17 protein-coding genes are annotated in these 16,471 nt (G+C 67.5%); all 17 read right to left on the reverse strand.

The annotated features are described in order from the left end of the window. Positions 1-6: 6 nt before the first annotated feature. Positions 7-162: a hypothetical protein gene (locus ACFYWX_RS02130; protein ID WP_210594862.1), complete on the reverse strand. Its 156-nt coding sequence runs from the start codon at positions 160-162 to the stop codon at positions 7-9. Between the two features lie 270 nt (positions 163-432). Next, on the reverse strand, positions 433-741 hold the full coding sequence (locus tag ACFYWX_RS02135; RefSeq protein WP_061334530.1) for a hypothetical protein: 309 nt from the start codon (positions 739-741) through the stop codon (positions 433-435). Continuing rightward, positions 738-1,256 carry a hypothetical protein gene (locus ACFYWX_RS02140; protein WP_389422055.1) on the reverse strand — a complete coding sequence of 173 codons (519 nt, stop codon included), beginning with the start codon at positions 1,254-1,256 and terminating at the stop codon, positions 738-740. Before ACFYWX_RS02140 ends, ACFYWX_RS02135 begins: the two co-directional genes overlap by 4 nt. A gap of 228 nt (positions 1,257-1,484) precedes the next feature. Then, positions 1,485-2,204, reverse strand: a complete 720-nt coding sequence (locus tag ACFYWX_RS02145) for a GFA family protein (RefSeq protein ID WP_319342866.1) — start codon at positions 2,202-2,204, stop codon at positions 1,485-1,487. A gap of 60 nt (positions 2,205-2,264) precedes the next feature. Continuing rightward, a complete protein-coding gene (locus tag ACFYWX_RS02150) occupies positions 2,265-3,248 on the reverse strand; it encodes a SpaA isopeptide-forming pilin-related protein (protein WP_107446564.1) in 984 nt (327 codons plus the stop codon). 37 nt (positions 3,249-3,285) lie between these two features. Continuing rightward, entirely contained in the window at positions 3,286-4,071 is a 786-nt protein-coding gene (locus ACFYWX_RS02155; protein ID WP_385249509.1) for a DUF317 domain-containing protein, read from the reverse strand. A 59-nt stretch (positions 4,072-4,130) separates the two neighbouring features. Beyond that, on the reverse strand, positions 4,131-4,619 hold the full coding sequence (locus ACFYWX_RS02160) for a hypothetical protein (protein WP_107446562.1): 489 nt from the start codon (positions 4,617-4,619) through the stop codon (positions 4,131-4,133). 30 nt (positions 4,620-4,649) lie between these two features. Then, a complete protein-coding gene (locus ACFYWX_RS02165) occupies positions 4,650-5,510 on the reverse strand; it encodes a DUF317 domain-containing protein (protein ID WP_107446561.1) in 861 nt (286 codons plus the stop codon). Positions 5,511-5,557: 47 nt separating this feature from the next. Next, the gene (locus ACFYWX_RS02170; RefSeq protein ID WP_389422166.1) at positions 5,558-6,124 is read right to left on the reverse strand and encodes an HAD-IA family hydrolase; all 567 of its coding nucleotides are present in this window, start codon (positions 6,122-6,124) and stop codon (positions 5,558-5,560) included. Positions 6,125-6,235: 111 nt separating this feature from the next. Continuing rightward, complete coding sequence (locus tag ACFYWX_RS02175; RefSeq protein WP_389422056.1) at positions 6,236-7,342, reverse strand: cutinase family protein; 1,107 nt, start codon at positions 7,340-7,342, stop codon at positions 6,236-6,238. Between the two features lie 81 nt (positions 7,343-7,423). Beyond that, positions 7,424-8,551, reverse strand: coding sequence for a hypothetical protein (locus ACFYWX_RS02180; RefSeq protein ID WP_389422057.1), 1,128 nt, complete (start codon positions 8,549-8,551; stop codon positions 7,424-7,426). Between the two features lie 44 nt (positions 8,552-8,595). Next, on the reverse strand, positions 8,596-9,021 hold the full coding sequence (locus ACFYWX_RS02185; protein WP_389422058.1) for a peptidoglycan-binding protein: 426 nt from the start codon (positions 9,019-9,021) through the stop codon (positions 8,596-8,598). A 77-nt stretch (positions 9,022-9,098) separates the two neighbouring features. Further along, complete coding sequence (locus tag ACFYWX_RS02190; RefSeq protein WP_389422059.1) at positions 9,099-9,533, reverse strand: RDD family protein; 435 nt, start codon at positions 9,531-9,533, stop codon at positions 9,099-9,101. Between the two features lie 436 nt (positions 9,534-9,969). After that, on the reverse strand, positions 9,970-10,428 hold the full coding sequence (locus ACFYWX_RS02195; RefSeq protein ID WP_389422060.1) for a hypothetical protein: 459 nt from the start codon (positions 10,426-10,428) through the stop codon (positions 9,970-9,972). Then, positions 10,429-12,927: a hypothetical protein gene (locus ACFYWX_RS02200; RefSeq protein ID WP_389422061.1), complete on the reverse strand. Its 2,499-nt coding sequence runs from the start codon at positions 12,925-12,927 to the stop codon at positions 10,429-10,431. Then, a complete protein-coding gene (locus ACFYWX_RS02205) occupies positions 12,924-14,777 on the reverse strand; it encodes a hypothetical protein (RefSeq protein ID WP_389422062.1) in 1,854 nt (617 codons plus the stop codon). Before ACFYWX_RS02205 ends, ACFYWX_RS02200 begins: the two co-directional genes overlap by 4 nt. Positions 14,778-14,869: 92 nt before the next feature. Further along, positions 14,870-16,330 carry a tyrosine-type recombinase/integrase gene (locus ACFYWX_RS02210; protein WP_389422063.1) on the reverse strand — a complete coding sequence of 487 codons (1,461 nt, stop codon included), beginning with the start codon at positions 16,328-16,330 and terminating at the stop codon, positions 14,870-14,872. Between the last annotated feature and the right edge of the window lie 141 nt (positions 16,331-16,471).

The following is a 16,471-nucleotide window of genomic DNA, read 5'->3' on the forward strand; positions in this document are numbered from 1 at the left end:
CCGGGTCTATCGCCGTCGGGGACGGGGGCGGGATGCCGTCGCTACCGCCATGGCCTCGGCCTGGTGGACGATGACGTTGACCGCGCCGTACGACCGCTCCACGTGCCCGTCCAGGAGGACGACGGAGGCTTCCAGCAGGATGCGGCGGAAGCGTTCCCGCACCGGTGGGGGAGAAGACGAGGCTAACCATGCCGCTCGCGTCCTCCAGTGCGCCGAAGGCGACACTGTTCGCGGTGGGCGGGCGCTGGAGGTATTTGGCAAATCCGCCGAGTTTGCCTCACAGCCGAATACGGCCGCCAGGCCGTGCCCACGCCATGGTGGATCCAAGGTCACCCGGTCCACGACGAGCAGCCCGGAGCCGACGTACTCAAGCAGCTCGCTGACTTCGCTGGTGACGGAGCCCGTCTCGGGATCGAGGAGGACCTGGGCGGTCTAATACAGCTCCTCCGACTCTTGCTCCATAGACCGGAACGCATTCCGGCCGCGGTCGAGGTGGACCCGGTAGAACGTCATCGACCCCACGGTGGCGTCCTCGACCGTGCACGCGGGGCACTCTACGGTGACGCAGTTGCCCGTGGCCGCCGGCCCCTGGCCTCCGTCGTGCGCACGCCGACGATGGAGGACGGACACACTCCACCGCTCCAGCGTGTCGGCCTGCGGGGTGTCCCAGAGCTCGTCGTCGTAGGAGATGCGCAGGTACAGGTCGGAGGGATCCCCTGGAAGCTGAGGCCGCTTACTCACCCGGCAAGGTCCTGCACGATGGCTTCAAGGACAGCACCCGAACCCTCGATGGGCGTGGGCATCACGACACCGATCACCGTTCTGTGCACGGCACCGCCCGACAGCAGCGACGGCTCGGGGTTCTTGGTCACGATCCGCAGGAGCCCGTGTCCGGGAGCCCCCTCGATCCGGTAGCCGGGTTGGAGGCGAGAGAGCCATCCGTGGTCCACTGCCACCGCGGCGCCGCGCAGCGCGCCGATACGCAGGCCGCGGGTCACCCAGGCCGACCAGGCGACCTCGCTCCAGTCCGCGCCGTCGGCCTGGTCAGGAATGACGTCTGAGAGGTCGGGGTGCTGCTCAGCCACCCAGCGCGAGGGCTGCGCTTTGCGGAGGACCCACTGCCCGTCCCTGCCGACCTCGGCAGGGTCGAGCCCTGGGGTGAGGCGCATGTCGAGAGCGACGTGGCCGTCGGCGATCCGGTCGCCGTGCACCCAGACCTTGTCCTTATTGACGACCCAGTCGCAGAGTCGCTCCATTGACGCTGTCACTCGTTGTGCTCCCAGGAGAGATCGTTGCCCTTCCACAGTAGGGCGGGGAGCACGGAAAGCCTCTCTCAGACGACCTTTCCGCCTGCGGCCGACGCGAAAGCCACGCTCCAGGCGAACAGCCCCGCGTGACCATCGCACGCGTAGAAGCGGCGGCCGTCATCGGAACCGGCGCAGGGCTCGAACCACAACACGGCGGTATGCCTTCATGAGTGGTGGTCACAGTCGTGGGGGTCGGTTATCAGATCCGCCAATCCCATGAGCGCGTGAGTCAAGCGTGGAGGCTAGCCGCCGACCGTACGTGCTGCGTTGCGGGTCGGGCGCGAGTGTGATGGTCATCCAGGGCGCCGCCGCCTCGCGGTAGCTGTGTCCGACCGGGACCAGTTCGGCGCTGCGGGTGAGGCTGAAGATCGTCACCATGATCATGTCCGAGCCGTCCGCGACAGAGGTGAGCTGGGTGCGGCAGCGCTGGCAGGATCCTCGGTGGAGAGTCGGCCAAGTGGAGAAGTAGGCCGGCTCTCCTGCCGGGCCCGTCCACTTCAGGGCGTCCCTGTGGAAACCGACCCAGGCCATCGCGGGAGAACCGGACAGGCGCGTGCAGTGCTCGCACGAGCACAAGTGGGGGTCGTCCGGAATACCGGACGCCTCGTACGCGTGATCGCCACACTGGCAACGCCCAGTCCACAGGTCTGGGACGACGATTCGTTCGGCCACAGGGACGGCTCCTTTGGTCCGGGAAAGCTGATACCGGCGGCAGTGTGCCGCACCCAGGCGACATCGCGCTGGCGTTCGACACCGGCCGACCCCCACGGGGTGGCGAGTCCACTCTTGAAGGCGAATATCCGTACGGGCCTTCACGGTTCGGCGTCCCTCTACGCAAGGGTCACGCGTGTGCGGCGGGTGGCGCCCCGCCTCCGTTCGCATCGGACACGCGCCCATGACAAAGCCCCCGGAATCAGTGGGTGAATTCCAGGGGCTTTGCGGAGGGCCGTGGGTGGGTCAGCTCGCGGAGGAGCCGTCGTCGGTGGAGTCGTCCGTGCGTCGGCGACGGGCCGCGAAGAGAGCGCCTCCGCCAGCGACGATCAGGACTCCGGCGCCGCCGATCAGCCACGGGGTGGCGTCGGCGCCGGTGTGCGCGAGCGAGCCGGAAGGGGCCGGCGACGCGGACTCGTTGGAGGTCGGAGTACCCGAGGCAGACGGCGCCGGGGTGTCCTCATCCCTGCCGGGCTTGTCCGGGGAGGGCTTGTCGCTTGGCTTCTCGGTGGGCTTGTCTGTCGGCTTCTCCGAGGGCGGCGGGGTGGTGGCGGTCTTGGCGTTGGTGACGGTCACGGTCACGGGATCGCCCGGCTTGGCCTTGAACGCCTTCGAGGGCTTGTAGATGTTGTAGCCGGCAGGTGCCTTGACCTGCTTGACCCAGAAGTCCGTGCCGGTACGGGAGTTGATGGGCAGCTTGCCGCTGGCCGTTCCGTCGGCGCCGGTGGTCAGCGTCAGTATGGTTTTGTCGCCGCTGCCGATGTTGACCGTGGATCCGGGCAGCAGCTTGCCGGTCTTGTCGTCCTTGCCCTTCACCAGGACCGAGGCGGCCTTGAACGGGTCGACGACCGTGAGCCGGGTGGCGTTGCCCGGGGTGACGATGACGTCCTGGTCATCGGCGGTGTCGTGAAGGCTGCTGCCGCTGGAGATTTCTTTGAGGCGGTAGACGCCCGGCGCGAGGTCGGAGAAGGTCAGTTTCCCCTGTGCGTCGGTCTTGCCCCGTCCAGCTTCTTGGCCGGCGGAGTCGAGCAGGAGGAACGCGGCGCCGAGGAGCGCGTCCCCGGCCGGGTCCTTGGTGATGATCTCGACGCTGCCCGCGTCCGGGGCCGGTGTCTCGGCGGAGGCCGAGGGGGTCGGTTCGGAGGGCTGGGCGCTCGCGGCCGGCGCCCAGGTGAGGGTGCCGGTCACCGCGACGGCGACGGCGGCGGATCGAACGAAGAGAGCGTGCACGAGGAGGAGGACTCCTTGGATCAGAGGGTGGGGAAGGTCATCGGGTTCGGCTGGCAACCGGGGCGGGAGGTGGCGGGGCGACAGGTGTGCTGCCGTGAGGCTGCTTGGGTGTCGTGGTGGCGATGTAGAGGGCGCTGCGGGTGTGGACGGGGACGTCCTGGACGGTGCGGTGCAGTGGCTCGGTGGAGATCAGCGAGGCGGTGAAGGCTGCGACGAGCGTGGTGGGCGTGCCGAACGAGAAGCGTGCCGTCCAGTGCGGCTCGCTGGGGTGTCCGCCCCAGGCCCGCCAGGCCGGCCCGCTGGAGCCGCTGATGGCGTAGCGGTGGCGTAGGCCGCCGAGTCCTTCCGGGGTGAGGAACGTTTGTGTGCCGTCGGTCTTGACGTCGTGGCTCCACCCGCGGGTGAGCAGCGGCACGTACGCCTCGTGCGGTGCCGTCTCGTCCCGGAACAGCCGGTCGTGGTCGCTGTGCCGGTCTTCGAGGTAGAGGTCGAGCAGTTCGGTGTGGACGTCGTGCAGCAGCTCGACGGGGGTGGCGGCGTCGAAGGTGATCCGCCAGGCCGGTGGGGTGAACGGGGCCCGGTGCGCGCTGACGGTCCACGTGCCCTGGCCGCGCTGGTCGGGCTGGGGGTCGTAGGTGGTCTGCAGTCGCAGGCACGGGCTGAACGCCGCGGCCGTGCCGTCGTCGGTTTGGGCGAACGGCCAGCCCTCGTCGTAGGGGAAGGCCCATGCGGTACGCGGGTCGACGGCGCCGGGCCCGGCGAGGTGGCGGGGAAGGACCTGCACGGTTTGGGCGGGGTCGAGGTTTTCAAAGGGGTGGCTCATCACGGGCAGGGCTCCTGCTGGAAGGGTGCGGAACGCGGGGCCTGGCCGTGGGGCGCGGCTCAGCGGGCGCGGGTGCCGCTGCGGGTGACCGGCGCGACGGGCGCGGTCTGCGCGGTCCGGCCTGCGGCGCGGCTCGGCGCGGACGCGGTCCAGGCGCCCGGGAACCAGACGGCGGTGTACTGCTCGATGGCGTCGCGCAGCCCGGTGGTGACGGCTCCCTCCCACGGGGGCCGGCCGGGGCGGTGGTACTTGTCGAAGGTGCCGTGCTGCTTGGTGTTCGGCCGGGTGTTGGTCGCTTCGTCGCGGCGGTGGAACGTGCCGTGGTCGAGGAAGCTGAGGGCGACGGCGTCGATCTCGCCGCGGGCCGGGTGGACGACCGCCAGGCGTAGGCCGCCGTAGGTGTCCGCGTGGATGGTGCCGGTGAAGTCGATCCGCAGCCGCAGCGGTGTGCCGGGGACGGGGGCGGCGAAGTACGTGTTGCCCACGACCGTGCTGTTGTGGAACGGGAGGCACAGCTCGGCGAAGAACTCGGGGGCCTGCAGGGACAAGAGGGGTCTCCGATGGGGGTCGGGCTGGTCCTATCGGCGTGGACGGGGCAGGGCCGGTCGGCTGGTGGTGCTCCAGCGCGGGACGCTGGCCGCGGGGAGCGCGGCCGGGCGGCGGGATGCGGCGGCCCTCCGCACGTCGAGCGGGGTCGGGGCCGGCGGTCCGGGCGGAAGGATCGGGGTGAGCTGGGCCATGCCCTTGATGTAGCTGAAGGTCTCCTCGCGCCACCGGGGCAGGGGAGCCGGATCGGCGACGCACTCGGTGATGGCGGTGAGCAGGGCGACGGGAGTGTCGGTGCTGGCCGTGGCGTACCAGACGGGCCGGTCGATGGACTTGCCCGCCCACATCTGCCACCGGGCGTCGCGTGTGGTCAGCTCGGTTTCCGGATCGAGGTCGCCGGTGGTGAACTCCAGGCCGGCGAACCCGTCGGGGGACTGGACCGCGAAGACGCCCCAGCGCGGGCGGTCGATCTCCCAGCCCTGTTTCAGCACGGGCACGACAGCCAGAAAGGGATCGTGCTCGTCGACCCCGGCGGCCGGCCTGGCGAGGTAGGCGTCCGGGCCACGCTCGTACGCCTCGGCGAGTGCGGTGGTGAAGGCGCGGACGAACTCGGTGGGGACGCGGTCGTTGAAGCAGACGCCCCACTCCGGCGGGCCGAACGAGTCCTTGTAGGCGTTGATGCGCCACAGCCCGTCGTCGTCTCCCTCGGGCAGATAGCCGAGTCGGACGCGGTGATCGGGCGCGGTGACATACACGTTGCCGAGGTCGTCGTGACGCAGGTCGAAGCCGAGCGCGAGCAGCGGTTCCAGAGCCGGGTCTCCGGTGTAAGTGCTGGCGGCGAGGTAGCGGGGGGAGACGTAGACGTCGCCGTCGATCTCTTCGGTGTCGGGCACGAAAGTCCTGAGGGTTGGGGCCGAGGGGTGAGCGGCGCGGTGCGCAGTCAGGAACCGGTGCTGGCCGCGAGGGCAGGCAGCAACTGCCGTTCCAGGGAGGCGGATTGGCCGGTGTAGTGGAGGGTGCGCAGGTCCAGCTGGGCGGCGGCCCGGCAGTTGTCCTCGCGGTCGTCGACGAACAGCACGCGTGCTGGCTCGGCGACGCCGGTGGCGGCCAGGGCGTGTTCGTACGCGGCCGGGTCGGGCTTGCACAGGCCCAGGCGGGCGGAGTACAAGGCGTCGTCCATCAGCTCGCGCCGCCAGACGGTGGCGTCCAGGACGTCGCTGAGGTGGGCCGGGGCGTTGGAGAGCAGCACCATCGGCAGCTCCGCGGCCCGGGCGCGGTACAGGACATCGAGGACGCACGGATCGGTGCGGGTCCACATGGCGGTGTCGGCGGCCCGCAGGGTGCGCAGCCACCGTGGGCCGGGGTGGTGTCCGAGGACCTTGGCCCAGTAGGCGAGATCGCTCAGTTCCCCTGCGTCGTATGCGTTGCGGGGAGCCCAGAAGGCGTCCTGGAACGAGGGGAGATGCCGGTCGGGCCACTCGGCGAGGTCGGCGAGACGGGTCCACATGGCGGTGCTGGGCTGGAGACCGAGGACTCCGTTGTTAGGCAGAGCTCGCTGTCTCAACGCGGCAGGTATCGCAGGAGACACATCACCCGTACGTGTGTGCCTGTCCCCGGCTCATTCACGCCGCAGCGTGGCCCGGCCGCCTTCATGGGGTTCGAACGCGTACTGCAGTGTCCCGTCGGCCGACGGCGTGAGGGTGACGGTCACATCGGCGCAGTTGGTCTTTCCCTCAGTGATCTGCTCCTTCACCGTAATCCCTTGGCCGGTATGCGAAGTGAGCACCCAGTTGCCGCTGCACTTCAGCGTTGGATACTCGACCGTGGCCACGGTTTCCCCGATTGCGCCGCCTTTGTAGTTGACCTTGACGGGATAAGTCTTGCTCTCGCCTTGCTTGACTGTGCCCCGCCAGGTGCCCTCGTAGCGGAATGCGGGCTCCGCCTTGGTTATGTCTACAAGAAAATCAGCGGCACGCTTGGTTCCGCCTGTCTCCTTATATCGGAAGTGCGGGCACCACTCTCTAGGCTTTTTTCCATCGTTAGCCTTTAGGCAGGCATCGATATCTCGCAAGTCTCGAAGTTGACAGACCGGGTCAGCTACAGCACGCCCTGCAGGTGGAAAGTCGTAGGAAACGCACCAACTGTTAGCTATTTCCTTGATGGAAGGGGGAAGATATGGGCTGATTGCATAACCCGGTGCCAACTTTCGAACGATTCCGGTCTTTGGGTATTGGGGATCACCAAGCAAAGCCACGCCTGCGATCCATTCCAGGACCGTGGGGCCAGCCAGTGCGAGGAATTTGTGAATAACCCAAGCGCCTTGCGAGTATCCGACTAGAACGTACCGTTCGTTTCCACATTCGGCACGCCGTTTACTGAGCTGGGCACTCAAGGTTATGGCCCCGTTAGTCACCGCTTCCAGATTGCTGATAGTTCGCGGCTTCAAGAACTGCGGGAGAGTCTGCTTAGGATAGTCGATCGGTGCGGCATCTAGCGTCAAGACCGAGCTTGACATACCTTGCTTGTATTTGGCCCATACGTCTTTTACTTCAGGACCGTACCCTTCTTCTCCTACGCCGTGCGCACCGAAGAAGAATATATCCTTGCATTCTATGGCTTGGGATGGCGATCCGGTATGCGCATCGGAGGTGGGTGGCTGGAGAATCGTCGGCCCAAAGAAGAGCGAGACCGCCACGAGGTAAGTGGTCAACTTTCCAAATGCCATGAACCCTCCTGGGGCGGGACCTGGCAACCATCTATCCGGCCACCACAACAGAGGTGCAGTTTTCGCTAGTCGGCGAAACTTCTATTCGGGAACTCCACAGGAGGGGGCGAATACAGCCCAATCATGTTCTCCGGCGATGAATGTTTCTACTGCACCGTCGCTGATCCCAAACCTGATCACTCTTCCGGCGAACTCTGGCGCGGATGGCGCGAAGACCAGCTCTTCACCACCGTAGTCGGGCGTGGTGGCTGTGATCTCGTCGGCGTACGTATTCAATACATTGTCTCGAGTGCTGCCGATATGGATGCCAGAGCGCGTCGCGATTGTCGTCGCCGGCCGTGTGACATAGATTGCAACGAGGCGGTCCGATGTGAAGCGTAGGAGAAGCCCCTCTGGCCCTCCTTCCACGGTGAAGTCTGTACAGACTCTTCTGCCTTCCTCCCCCGGGATCGGCATGGCGATTGCTTTCGACGCTTCGTTCCGGCTCATGCCCATCTTTAGAGGACCCATCCCATTGACGGTGATGGGTTGACGGCTCAGGTCAGACCGGCCCTGGGCCTCCGACTTCGTACCCGACCCGTGTGTGACGAAGCGGTCGTTTTCCCATGTCCAGGTGACGTGGCGAAGTATTGAGGGTCCATCCGCGTGACTGTCGTCAGGTCCGTAGAACTTGACGTCAGCGGCAAGACGACTGTTTTTTATCACTAGCGACTTCGGTTGGTATTGCGGCGGCAACTCGGGGACATCGAAGGTGGGCGTGCGACCTATCTCGCTGCCATCATCGGTGCGGTAGACGCGCAGTTCCTGCATGAAGAAGTTACTCGGTTGAGGGGAGCAATAAAACAGCACGGCAGTCACATCGCCAAGGCGTGGCAATCTGCCTCGGGCGGCCCGCTGAACCTCAACTTCCCAGTGATCATACCCGCCAATGTCCCCATTTTTCACGATGCCCTTAGCGTTACGGATGACCGCTTGGACCGGTTTGTCAACAATGTCATCGCATGTGAGACGGTAATCACGATTCTCCCAGTCAACCGCTTTAGACGCCGGCGGATTGCGATACGCATTTTCCGCTTCTGGGAAGTCTCCGCTGCGCCGGGCTTGGTGTGTTGCCTGCGTAGTCGAACCCGTGGCCAGGGTCGATCCACTTATCAAAGCAAAGACTGCACCCAAAACTATATAGGCGAACCGCCATGAGCTTCCCCACATCGGTCTTTCCCTCCGGAAAAGATGGCGGAACTGCCTCGGGCCTGTCAACAGAAGGGAGCGCCTGGCGCGTTGGCCCAGAAGGAAAGGAACGACCAAGTCTGGGCTCCGATTCGCCCGTCGACGACGATGTCGGCACATCGCTGGAAGTCTCTTGTTGCGGATTGTGTGACCCGGCCAAAGTCTCCGTCCTCGTCCAGGTCGGCACCTATGGCCTGATTCAGGTAGCACTGGGCTTGTTGGACTGCAGGCCCGGATGACCCCAGGTGAAGACTCGGCCGGCTACTGGTGTAGTTGCATACGTCGTCCGGTCCCTGGGTCACGAAGCTTGTTGGAAGCATCAACTTGTGTGCGGCATTGGCTCTGGTCACCGAGACGGTCGCAGGAATGCCGTGCGACGCCGCTACAGCAGGTGCTCCTGCAAGGGAAATTGGAAGAGCTAGGGCCGCTACGGCGGTGAGAAAACGTCGCATCCGGATTACCTCCAGAGTTCGTGCTCCACAGAGTCCGCATAAGCACAACCGCCACGCCGCGCTGCACGCACTCGTCGTTATCCACCACTTGCTTCAGGTGGGCGACCTCGGTGTGACCACGCATCGCTCCCCACTGCCGTGGCTTTTCCCTGGCGCTGACTAGGGTGGAGCAAGCCTTGTCGGTCTTTCACCACTAGTGTGGAGGCGAGCTTGTCCCACAATTCCTGCCGGTTTCGGTCCCAGAACAGCCAGAAATAGGGGATGAGGAATGTGAAGGTCGCGAGAACTGAGACGATCGGCATGGCGATGAATGTGCGAAAGAACATCCGCCAAAACCGAGCGGTGCGCGGTTCAGCAATATGAACTATTCTCATCTGGAGCAACTGTTTGGCGGGTGTTTGGCCCTGCGGGAACAGGAAGAGCGCCCAAATGAGCCACCCAATCCCGACGGTGCAGACAATCAGGACGCTTTCCAATAGATATCCACCAAACCGCAGACCGATGGTAGCCAAGGGAAGCCCTTTGGGAAGGAAGAGGACCTGTCCACAGAATTGACAGGAAAGCTCGCCTGTCGCCACCTGCCCACATGCAGGGCATGCGGCAGGAGCCACCGGGGTCGAGGGCGTGTAGCTCGGTCGGCTAGGCCATTGGACTGGCTCGGATTGTTCGTCGGCCTTCCGATTTTCCATGTCCCGATATGGATTCTCAACCATGGTCGACCTCTCCCCAAGGTGTCAGGTCGTCATGAGGTGAGCGAGGGAAGTGCCGTGGTTTGACGGCGTGTTACTTGCCACGGGACCGTTCCCCTGGATGTCGTGCAAAGTTGTGCACCGGCATCCGACCGCGGTGTGGGTGTTCCCTCCGTTGCTGGGCGGTGTCCGCCCTAGCCTTAGCTGCCCCAGCCGGAGCATCGTTCCTCCGCATTTCCAGCGCACCACAGTTGTGGAGTCATCGCAATTCGACTGCTTCAACCGCAGCTCTCGGAAGGATCACGGCTGGAGGTTGTTCGTCCCGGGCGATTCCGTGGGCAGCGGTCGGAGTAGGGCCGTGCAGGCGTCGGCGCAGGGCGAGGTTTTCGGCGTACAGGTTCGCCGTGACTGTGGCGAGGGCGTCGAGCTGGCCTTGGAGTTCACGTGCTTGCTCACGGGCCTGGGTCAGCTGGGTGCGCAGTGTGGTGATGGTGTCGTCGCGGGCCCTCTCGCTGGGTGTGCGGAGGACGGGTTGGGGGATGTGAGCGTTCCATTCGGCGAGGACGTCGGTGGCGCGGTGGACGGTGGCGTGGCTGACACCGGCTTCACGGGCGAGGTTTTCCTTGGTCAGGGCGCCGTCGGTGTGCTGGGGCTGTCCGGCCAGGAGGCGGGTCATGGCGGCGCGGAGTTTGGCTTCGGAGGCTGGGGAGACGGCCATTTACAGGTCCTGGGAGAGGGCGGTGGCGATGGTCTTGACGTCGTCGAGGCGGGCTTGGAGGGCGGCTCGGCGGGCGGGTGGAAGGCGGCGGTCGCGCAGCTGCTCGGTGAGGTCGTGTTGTTCGGCCAGCCAGATGGGGGCGTGGTCGGGGGTGACGGCGGAGTTGCGGCAGCGGGCCGGCTGGCAGGCCCCGATGAGTGGCGCACCGCCCTTGTTCTGTGGAAGGTGTTTGGTGCATTCGGCCCATTCCGGCTGCCACAGGCAGTGGTTGAGGGTGCCGAAGTGCAGTTCGGGCAGTTCGTTGCGGATGAGGTCGGCGGCTGCGCGGGGATCGGCGGCGAGTGCCTGGAGCCCCGGCGGGGCTTCTTGCGGGTCTGCGGGGTCGGGGAGTCGGGCGGCGGCGCGGTCGAGGCCGGCGTGCAGGCGGGCGGCTGCGGGGCCGACGGCGATGGTGGCGCCGGTGGTGCGGGCGGTGAGCAGGCCGGTGAGTTCGGCGGCTGCGGCGGTGGCGAGCCGGTCGTCGAACTCGCGCATCCAGGCGCCGTCGGGTGCGGCGTAGGAGTGGGTGGTGGGGTTGGCCAGGATGCGGCGGGCGGCGTGCTTGAGCTGGATGCCGAGGGCGATCTCGCCGTCGGGTTCCTGAGCACAGATGACGGACATGGTCTTGCGGAACTGGTGCGGCCGGACCCGGGCATGGGGGATGAGTTCAAGGCCGGTGGTGTGGTGGTGGGCGTTGATGTGGGCGATGAAGGTGTCGATGACGTACGGGGCGCTGATGCCGCGTCGGCCCGTTCCCCGGCCGTGGCCCGAGGTGCCGGGGGTGGCCAGGGTGGTGAACAGGTGGGTGGGGTGTTGTGAGAGGCGTTCGAGTACGGTCAGGGCGGTGGCGACGGGCTGGATGATCCACCACTTCTCTTCGACGGGCCCGGGCTCGTTCTTCAGCTTGTGCGAGCGCAGGGCGGGTGTGCCGTAGTGGTGGGTGAGGGCTCCGCGGCGGATCTCCTGGATTTCGGAGTCGCGCATCATCGACAGCGCTGCCACGAAGCAGTACACGGCGCCTTGCAGGGCACGCAGTTCGTCGCCGAGGTCGCGGTCGGTCAGCCGGGTGCGCCACGGGCCGTTGGTGCCGTCGGAGCGTCGTACGACGGTGAAGTGCGGTGTGGGGTGGGGCAGGTCGGCGGCGCGGGCCTGCCCCGCCAGGACCTGGTATTGGCCTGTGTCAACGGCGGCCTGGGCGATCGCGCGGCGTTGGCGGGAGGCCGCCGAGCTCGGCGAGATCCTGCGCGGGCCGCCAGGGCCGTAAACGAGGGTGGCCAGCAGCGACCAGCGGGGAGTGCGGACAACCTGGTCTCCTTGGGCGGTGGTGCGGGTCGTCTCCTGGACGGGGACGAGGTGACCGGGTTCGGCGAGCCATGTCTTCAAAGCGGCGTCGAGTTCGGCCTGTGAGCGCTGAGGCGTCTGGGTGGACGGGGCGTTGGGTTGGCGGGTGAGGCCGAGCATCTGCTCCGCCTGGCCGGGAGTGAGGGCGATGGCGCGTCCGCGGGCGGTTTCGGCCAGGACGCGGCGGCGGCGCGAGGCGGCGGATGGGCGAGAGGGGCCCAGAGCGTGCTCGTTGGTGCCGTCGGTGATCAGCAAGCTGATCACCGACCACATCGGGGTGCCCGCCGGGCTGGTGCGGAACGCCTCAGCGTGCACGGGAATCCGGGTCGCAGGGTCGGCGAGCCAGGCATCCAGCCGTTCGTCGATGCTCGGCCGCGCAGGTGACCGACCTGCCGGGGCGCGGCGTGCGGGCCGGGCAAGAGCCTCGTCCCGGGCGGTGAGGATGTCGTCGGCGAAGGAGTCGATGTAGGTCCAGGCGGCCCGTAGCAACGGCCACCACACAGCCGGATCGACGGTCGGGGTCGGTGTAGTGCACGCCGCGCCTACCGCGGTGGACCGTGCTGGGTCGGTGACGAGTCCACCACCGGTCAGCACGGGATGCAGGTCGTACAGGGCGGTCAGCATGGACCGGTAGGGAACCAGGGACCGCTCCCGGGTCACGCCCGCCTGCAGGCGGGAGGCCAGGAACGCGGTGAGCGTGTCGTCGTTCCATTGCGGGAGGAGGCTGGGCTGGTTCTGGGCGATGGCCCAGCGGCCCAGTACGCCGAGGCGCTCGATCAGCTGTCGCACCGTGGACAGGTGGGCCGGCTGGGCGGGACGGAAGACTCCGGCGGTCCGCAGGACGGGGTGGGTCGGGTTCAGTAGGGCGAAGGCGACCTCTCTGGCCCGCAGGTTCCATGCCGCGTCGAAGGTGGGGAAGACGATCCGCCAGTTGCCCGGAATCACGTTGCTCGGCCGGCGCAGGCAGGAGCCGCTCCAGCGTTCCCGCTCGCCGAACAGGGGCACTGGATCCTGGTGCTGTTCGAGCAGCCCGTTGGCGGCGGTGAAGACCGGGTGGTCGTCGCCGAACGCCGCCCGGGGAGTCGGCAGACCTGCCTCTTCGCAGGCGGGGGCGCTCATCGGTCGTACTCCGTTCGCATGCCGAGGGGAAGGTCGAGCCGGGCTTGGCCCTGTTGGGCGGCGCGGCGGGCGTCCGGCATTGACGCGGCGCATTCGTCGAACAGCTGCGCCAGTGCAGCGGCCTGGCGGCCCCAGAGGGCCTGCCACTGGGGCGGGGTGAGCCGGTTGCGCATCTGCTCGATGTGCTCGGCCAGCAGCACCAGGCGGGGCAGGTGGGAGGGGAAGACGACCGCGTTGCGGCAGAGCATGCACATCACCGGCGCGACATGACACGCCGAGCCCGCGGGCGTGTGCGGGGAGGCATAAGGGTCGCGGCAGTTGACCAGGCCCATGTCCAGTTGCCCGTCCCGCATCGCCTCGGCGGTGTCTACATCCAGGCCCAGCGCGGCACTCACCTCAGGCTCTGTCAGGTCGGCCACGACTTCCTCGTCGGTGAAGACCGGTCGGGTCAGCGACCCGAACACCTTCTGCTGGGCCGTGGTGACGGCCCGCCCCGCCAGGACGTGCGCGGTGGTGCCGTGCGCGTAGTGGCGGCGGAAGACTTCCACGTGGTGATCGTCGCCCGCCAGGTCGGCGATTGCGCCGCCCAACGCGACCACCCGTCCGATCTTGGCCGTCTTGCGTAGTCTCCGTACATCGTGCGGCGCCGTGATCTCCAGTGGGCGTCCGTCCGTCCGGCGCTGACGGGTGATCCAGTCGGTCAGTCGGCGTCCCGAAAGGACGAACTCGGCCCGCCGCCCGCCTACCCGCGCCCGGCCGGCGCCGGAGGGCTCCACCGCCACCCACAGCCAGTCGGCGACGTCCGGATAGGCGTGCCGGACCGGGTCCGTGAGCGCGAACAGGCGGCGCAGCAGCCCGGGTACGTCCCAGCGGCCTTCCCCGTCGAACGTGGATCCATCACCGGCCTCGGCCGCTGCCGTATCTGTGTGCAGGCGGCGCCGGATCCGCCCGGCGCGGCGCTTGGTCTGCGCAAGGCGCACTCCGCCGTCGGTGAACTCAACGTCGTCCAGAGCGAGATCGAGGAGTTCTTCCGGTGCGCATTCGTCCATGGACAGGAGCAGCAACACGCGAAACGGCTGAAGATCCAGCTCACGCGGGAACACCATGGCCGCGAGGCCCGCCAGCAGCGCTTGCGGGGCCCATGTTGCGCCTGCGTCCCCGGCGACCGGCCGGATCTCGATGGGCCAGTGTCCGGGTGACATCGGCAGATGGGCACGCAGCACCGTCGTGTCCAGCAGGCCCTGGTGCATCGCCCAGACCAGGTTCGCCACGTTCTCCCAGCCGCCCTCCCGGGGATCGCATCCTGTCTCCAGCAAGGCCCGGCCTGCCGCCAGACGGCGTTCGACGGCCCGGATGTCGTGGCGGGCGGCATCCCGCAGCGCAATGCACTCGGCTTGGCTGAACTCCTCGAGCGGCGGTCCCTCAGCCGGTTTCCCGAACAGTGGCGCCGCCTGCGCCCGGGCGGCAAGTTTGGACGGCAGGTCCCCTTCCCGTACGGACCGCTGCTCGATCAGCGCCAGCAGATTCGACGCCAGCTCGTAGCCACGCTTGGATGGATAAGGGTGAAGTCGGCGCAGGTCGTGCTCCCACTCATAGATGATCTCCGTCAGGTCCGCCGGTCCCCCGGCCAGCCGCACGAGCTGCGGATTGAGCCCTCGTTCGGCCAGCCATGCGTCGGCGAATGCGGCGAAGGACCGCACCGCCCGCGCGGCCCGGTCAGGCCCCCGCAGGGCACGCGCCCGGCAGTACAGCACCCACTCGTCGGCCAACTCCGCCGCCAGAGCCCGACAGGCGAACCGGCCGGGATCCACCCGGCACACCGCGCCGTCCCGGCGGGATGCACGCTCCACTTCCCGCACCCCCACCCGCGCGGGCTCCGCCACCACCGCTACGGGCTCGACCCGCTGCCCCGGCACCTGCCGCCGTTCCCCACGCCGCGGCATCACACACCACCGCCGTCCCGGCCAGCGCACAACAATGCGTAGTCGGCGAACGTGCGGTCCTCCCGCGTCCACTCCTCCACCGCCCGCGCCACGATCGCGCTGACGTCCTCCAGGTAGCGCAGGTACTTCATCGTGGACCGCGGATCACGGTGCCCCAGCAGCCGCTGCAGGATCATCAACGGCGACCGGGCCACGTGCTGCATCAGCCACACCCCCGATCCGCCCGCTTCCCGGCGGCGCCGCTCGTCCTCAATGACCTCCTCCGTCAGCAGCCGCAGCATGAACACCGCGAACGTGTGCCGCAGATCATGCAGCCGCACCCTGCGAGGCATCTCCACCCCGCCCCACTCCTCCGACAGCCGACGAGCACGCCCGGCCGCCGCATCGAACACCTGCTGCCAGCGCGACGCCGACAGCACCCCACCGCCCCGGCCCACGAACAACCCCAGCGGCTCCAGCCCCCGCTCCCCCTCCAGCACCGCGATCCGCCGCAGCGGCGCCGGCATCGCCACCACCTCGAACGACCGCCGACGACCATGGAGCAGCCCGGACACCCGCATCCGCCGCTCATCGACGTCATCCACCACGAACAGCTCCGCGCGCCGCCGCCACAGCGCCCCATGGCTGCGCGCGACCTGGGCGGCACGCTCGGTACGGCGGTACAGCTCCAACGAGCGCAAGACCGCCTGCTGCACCATCACCACCCGGGCAAAGCCGTACTTCGCGATCGCCCCCAGCGCCACCGAAACCGCCCTGTCCCCCGGGCATGGTCGCGGCACCTCGATGTCCAGCAGGCAGCTGAACTCCCGCAACCGCATCCCCGTGGTCACCGCCAGGTCCGCGCCCGCCATGTTCCGCAGCCGCCCCGCACGCCGGAAACCCGGATCCGCACTGCCGTCCGGGAGATCACCCCCGAGACCGACCCGGTGCAGCATCACGTACTGCGCCCGCGACAGATGCCGCACATCCAGATCGGCAGCCGCTCCCCACGACAAGGCATCCCGCCCACTGCGACGCCGAGCGTACGGTCGCCGCTCCAGCAGACCCGTACCGACCGCCCAGTCATAGAACCCGTTGATCGCTGTACGGTTGCGCCGCCACGTCGCCGGCCCGACCGGTACCGGGGCCAGCTGGGTCCGCCACCGCCGGAAGGCCACCAGGTCTGCTTCGGACGCCGACAGCAGATCCGAGGGCGGATCCAGCACCCGGGCCAGGAAGTCCTCCAGCCCCATCAGGTCGTACGCGTAGTCCCGAAGGCTCTCCGAGCCCACGTGCCGGGCGAGATCGAAGAAGTACGAGCACATCGGCTCGACCGGACGCATGTCCTCGTCCACGAAGAACGGCGTGTCCTCCGGCAATGTCGCTGGCCCGGACAGCATCTGAGACACATCGAAACCGAGCTTGCCCAACGCCTTCTGGTGCCGGACCAGATGGCTGGACGAGGTGAAGAAGTAAGGCATCGCACTCCTGCGGCTGGTCGTAACGACCGCGGAACCTAACAGCCCAGTGCTACCTCGGCGTTCACGCTGTCAACGAGCTGAGACAGGTGGAGACACTGGACCTAACCGTTGTAGTCGAGGATCAGGGCGTCCACGCCGGTC

Origin of the sequence: Streptomyces sp. NPDC002888 (genome assembly GCF_042888465.1) — a bacterium.
Classification (GTDB): domain Bacteria; phylum Actinomycetota; class Actinomycetes; order Streptomycetales; family Streptomycetaceae; genus Streptomyces.

Bases quoted from the DNA above. Each gene is read 5' to 3' on its own strand.
- ACFYWX_RS02140 (WP_389422055.1), bottom strand. From the start codon at position 1,256: ATGGAGCGACTCTGCGACTGGGTCGTCAATAAGGACAAGGTCTGGGTG.
- ACFYWX_RS02145 (WP_319342866.1), bottom strand. From the start codon at position 2,204: ATGGGCGCGTGTCCGATGCGAACGGAGGCGGGGCGCCACCCGCCGCAC.
- ACFYWX_RS02155 (WP_385249509.1), bottom strand. From the start codon at position 4,071: ATGAGCCACCCCTTTGAAAACCTCGACCCCGCCCAAACCGTGCAGGTC.
- ACFYWX_RS02170 (WP_389422166.1), bottom strand. From the start codon at position 6,124: ATGTGGACCCGTCTCGCCGACCTCGCCGAGTGGCCCGACCGGCATCTC.
- ACFYWX_RS02175 (WP_389422056.1), bottom strand. From the start codon at position 7,342: ATGGCATTTGGAAAGTTGACCACTTACCTCGTGGCGGTCTCGCTCTTC.
- ACFYWX_RS02180 (WP_389422057.1), bottom strand. From the start codon at position 8,551: ATGTGGGGAAGCTCATGGCGGTTCGCCTATATAGTTTTGGGTGCAGTC.
- ACFYWX_RS02185 (WP_389422058.1), bottom strand. From the start codon at position 9,021: ATGCGACGTTTTCTCACCGCCGTAGCGGCCCTAGCTCTTCCAATTTCC.
- ACFYWX_RS02195 (WP_389422060.1), bottom strand. From the start codon at position 10,428: ATGGCCGTCTCCCCAGCCTCCGAAGCCAAACTCCGCGCCGCCATGACC.
- ACFYWX_RS02200 (WP_389422061.1), bottom strand. From the start codon at position 12,927: ATGAGCGCCCCCGCCTGCGAAGAGGCAGGTCTGCCGACTCCCCGGGCG.
- ACFYWX_RS02210 (WP_389422063.1), bottom strand. From the start codon at position 16,330: ATGCCTTACTTCTTCACCTCGTCCAGCCATCTGGTCCGGCACCAGAAG.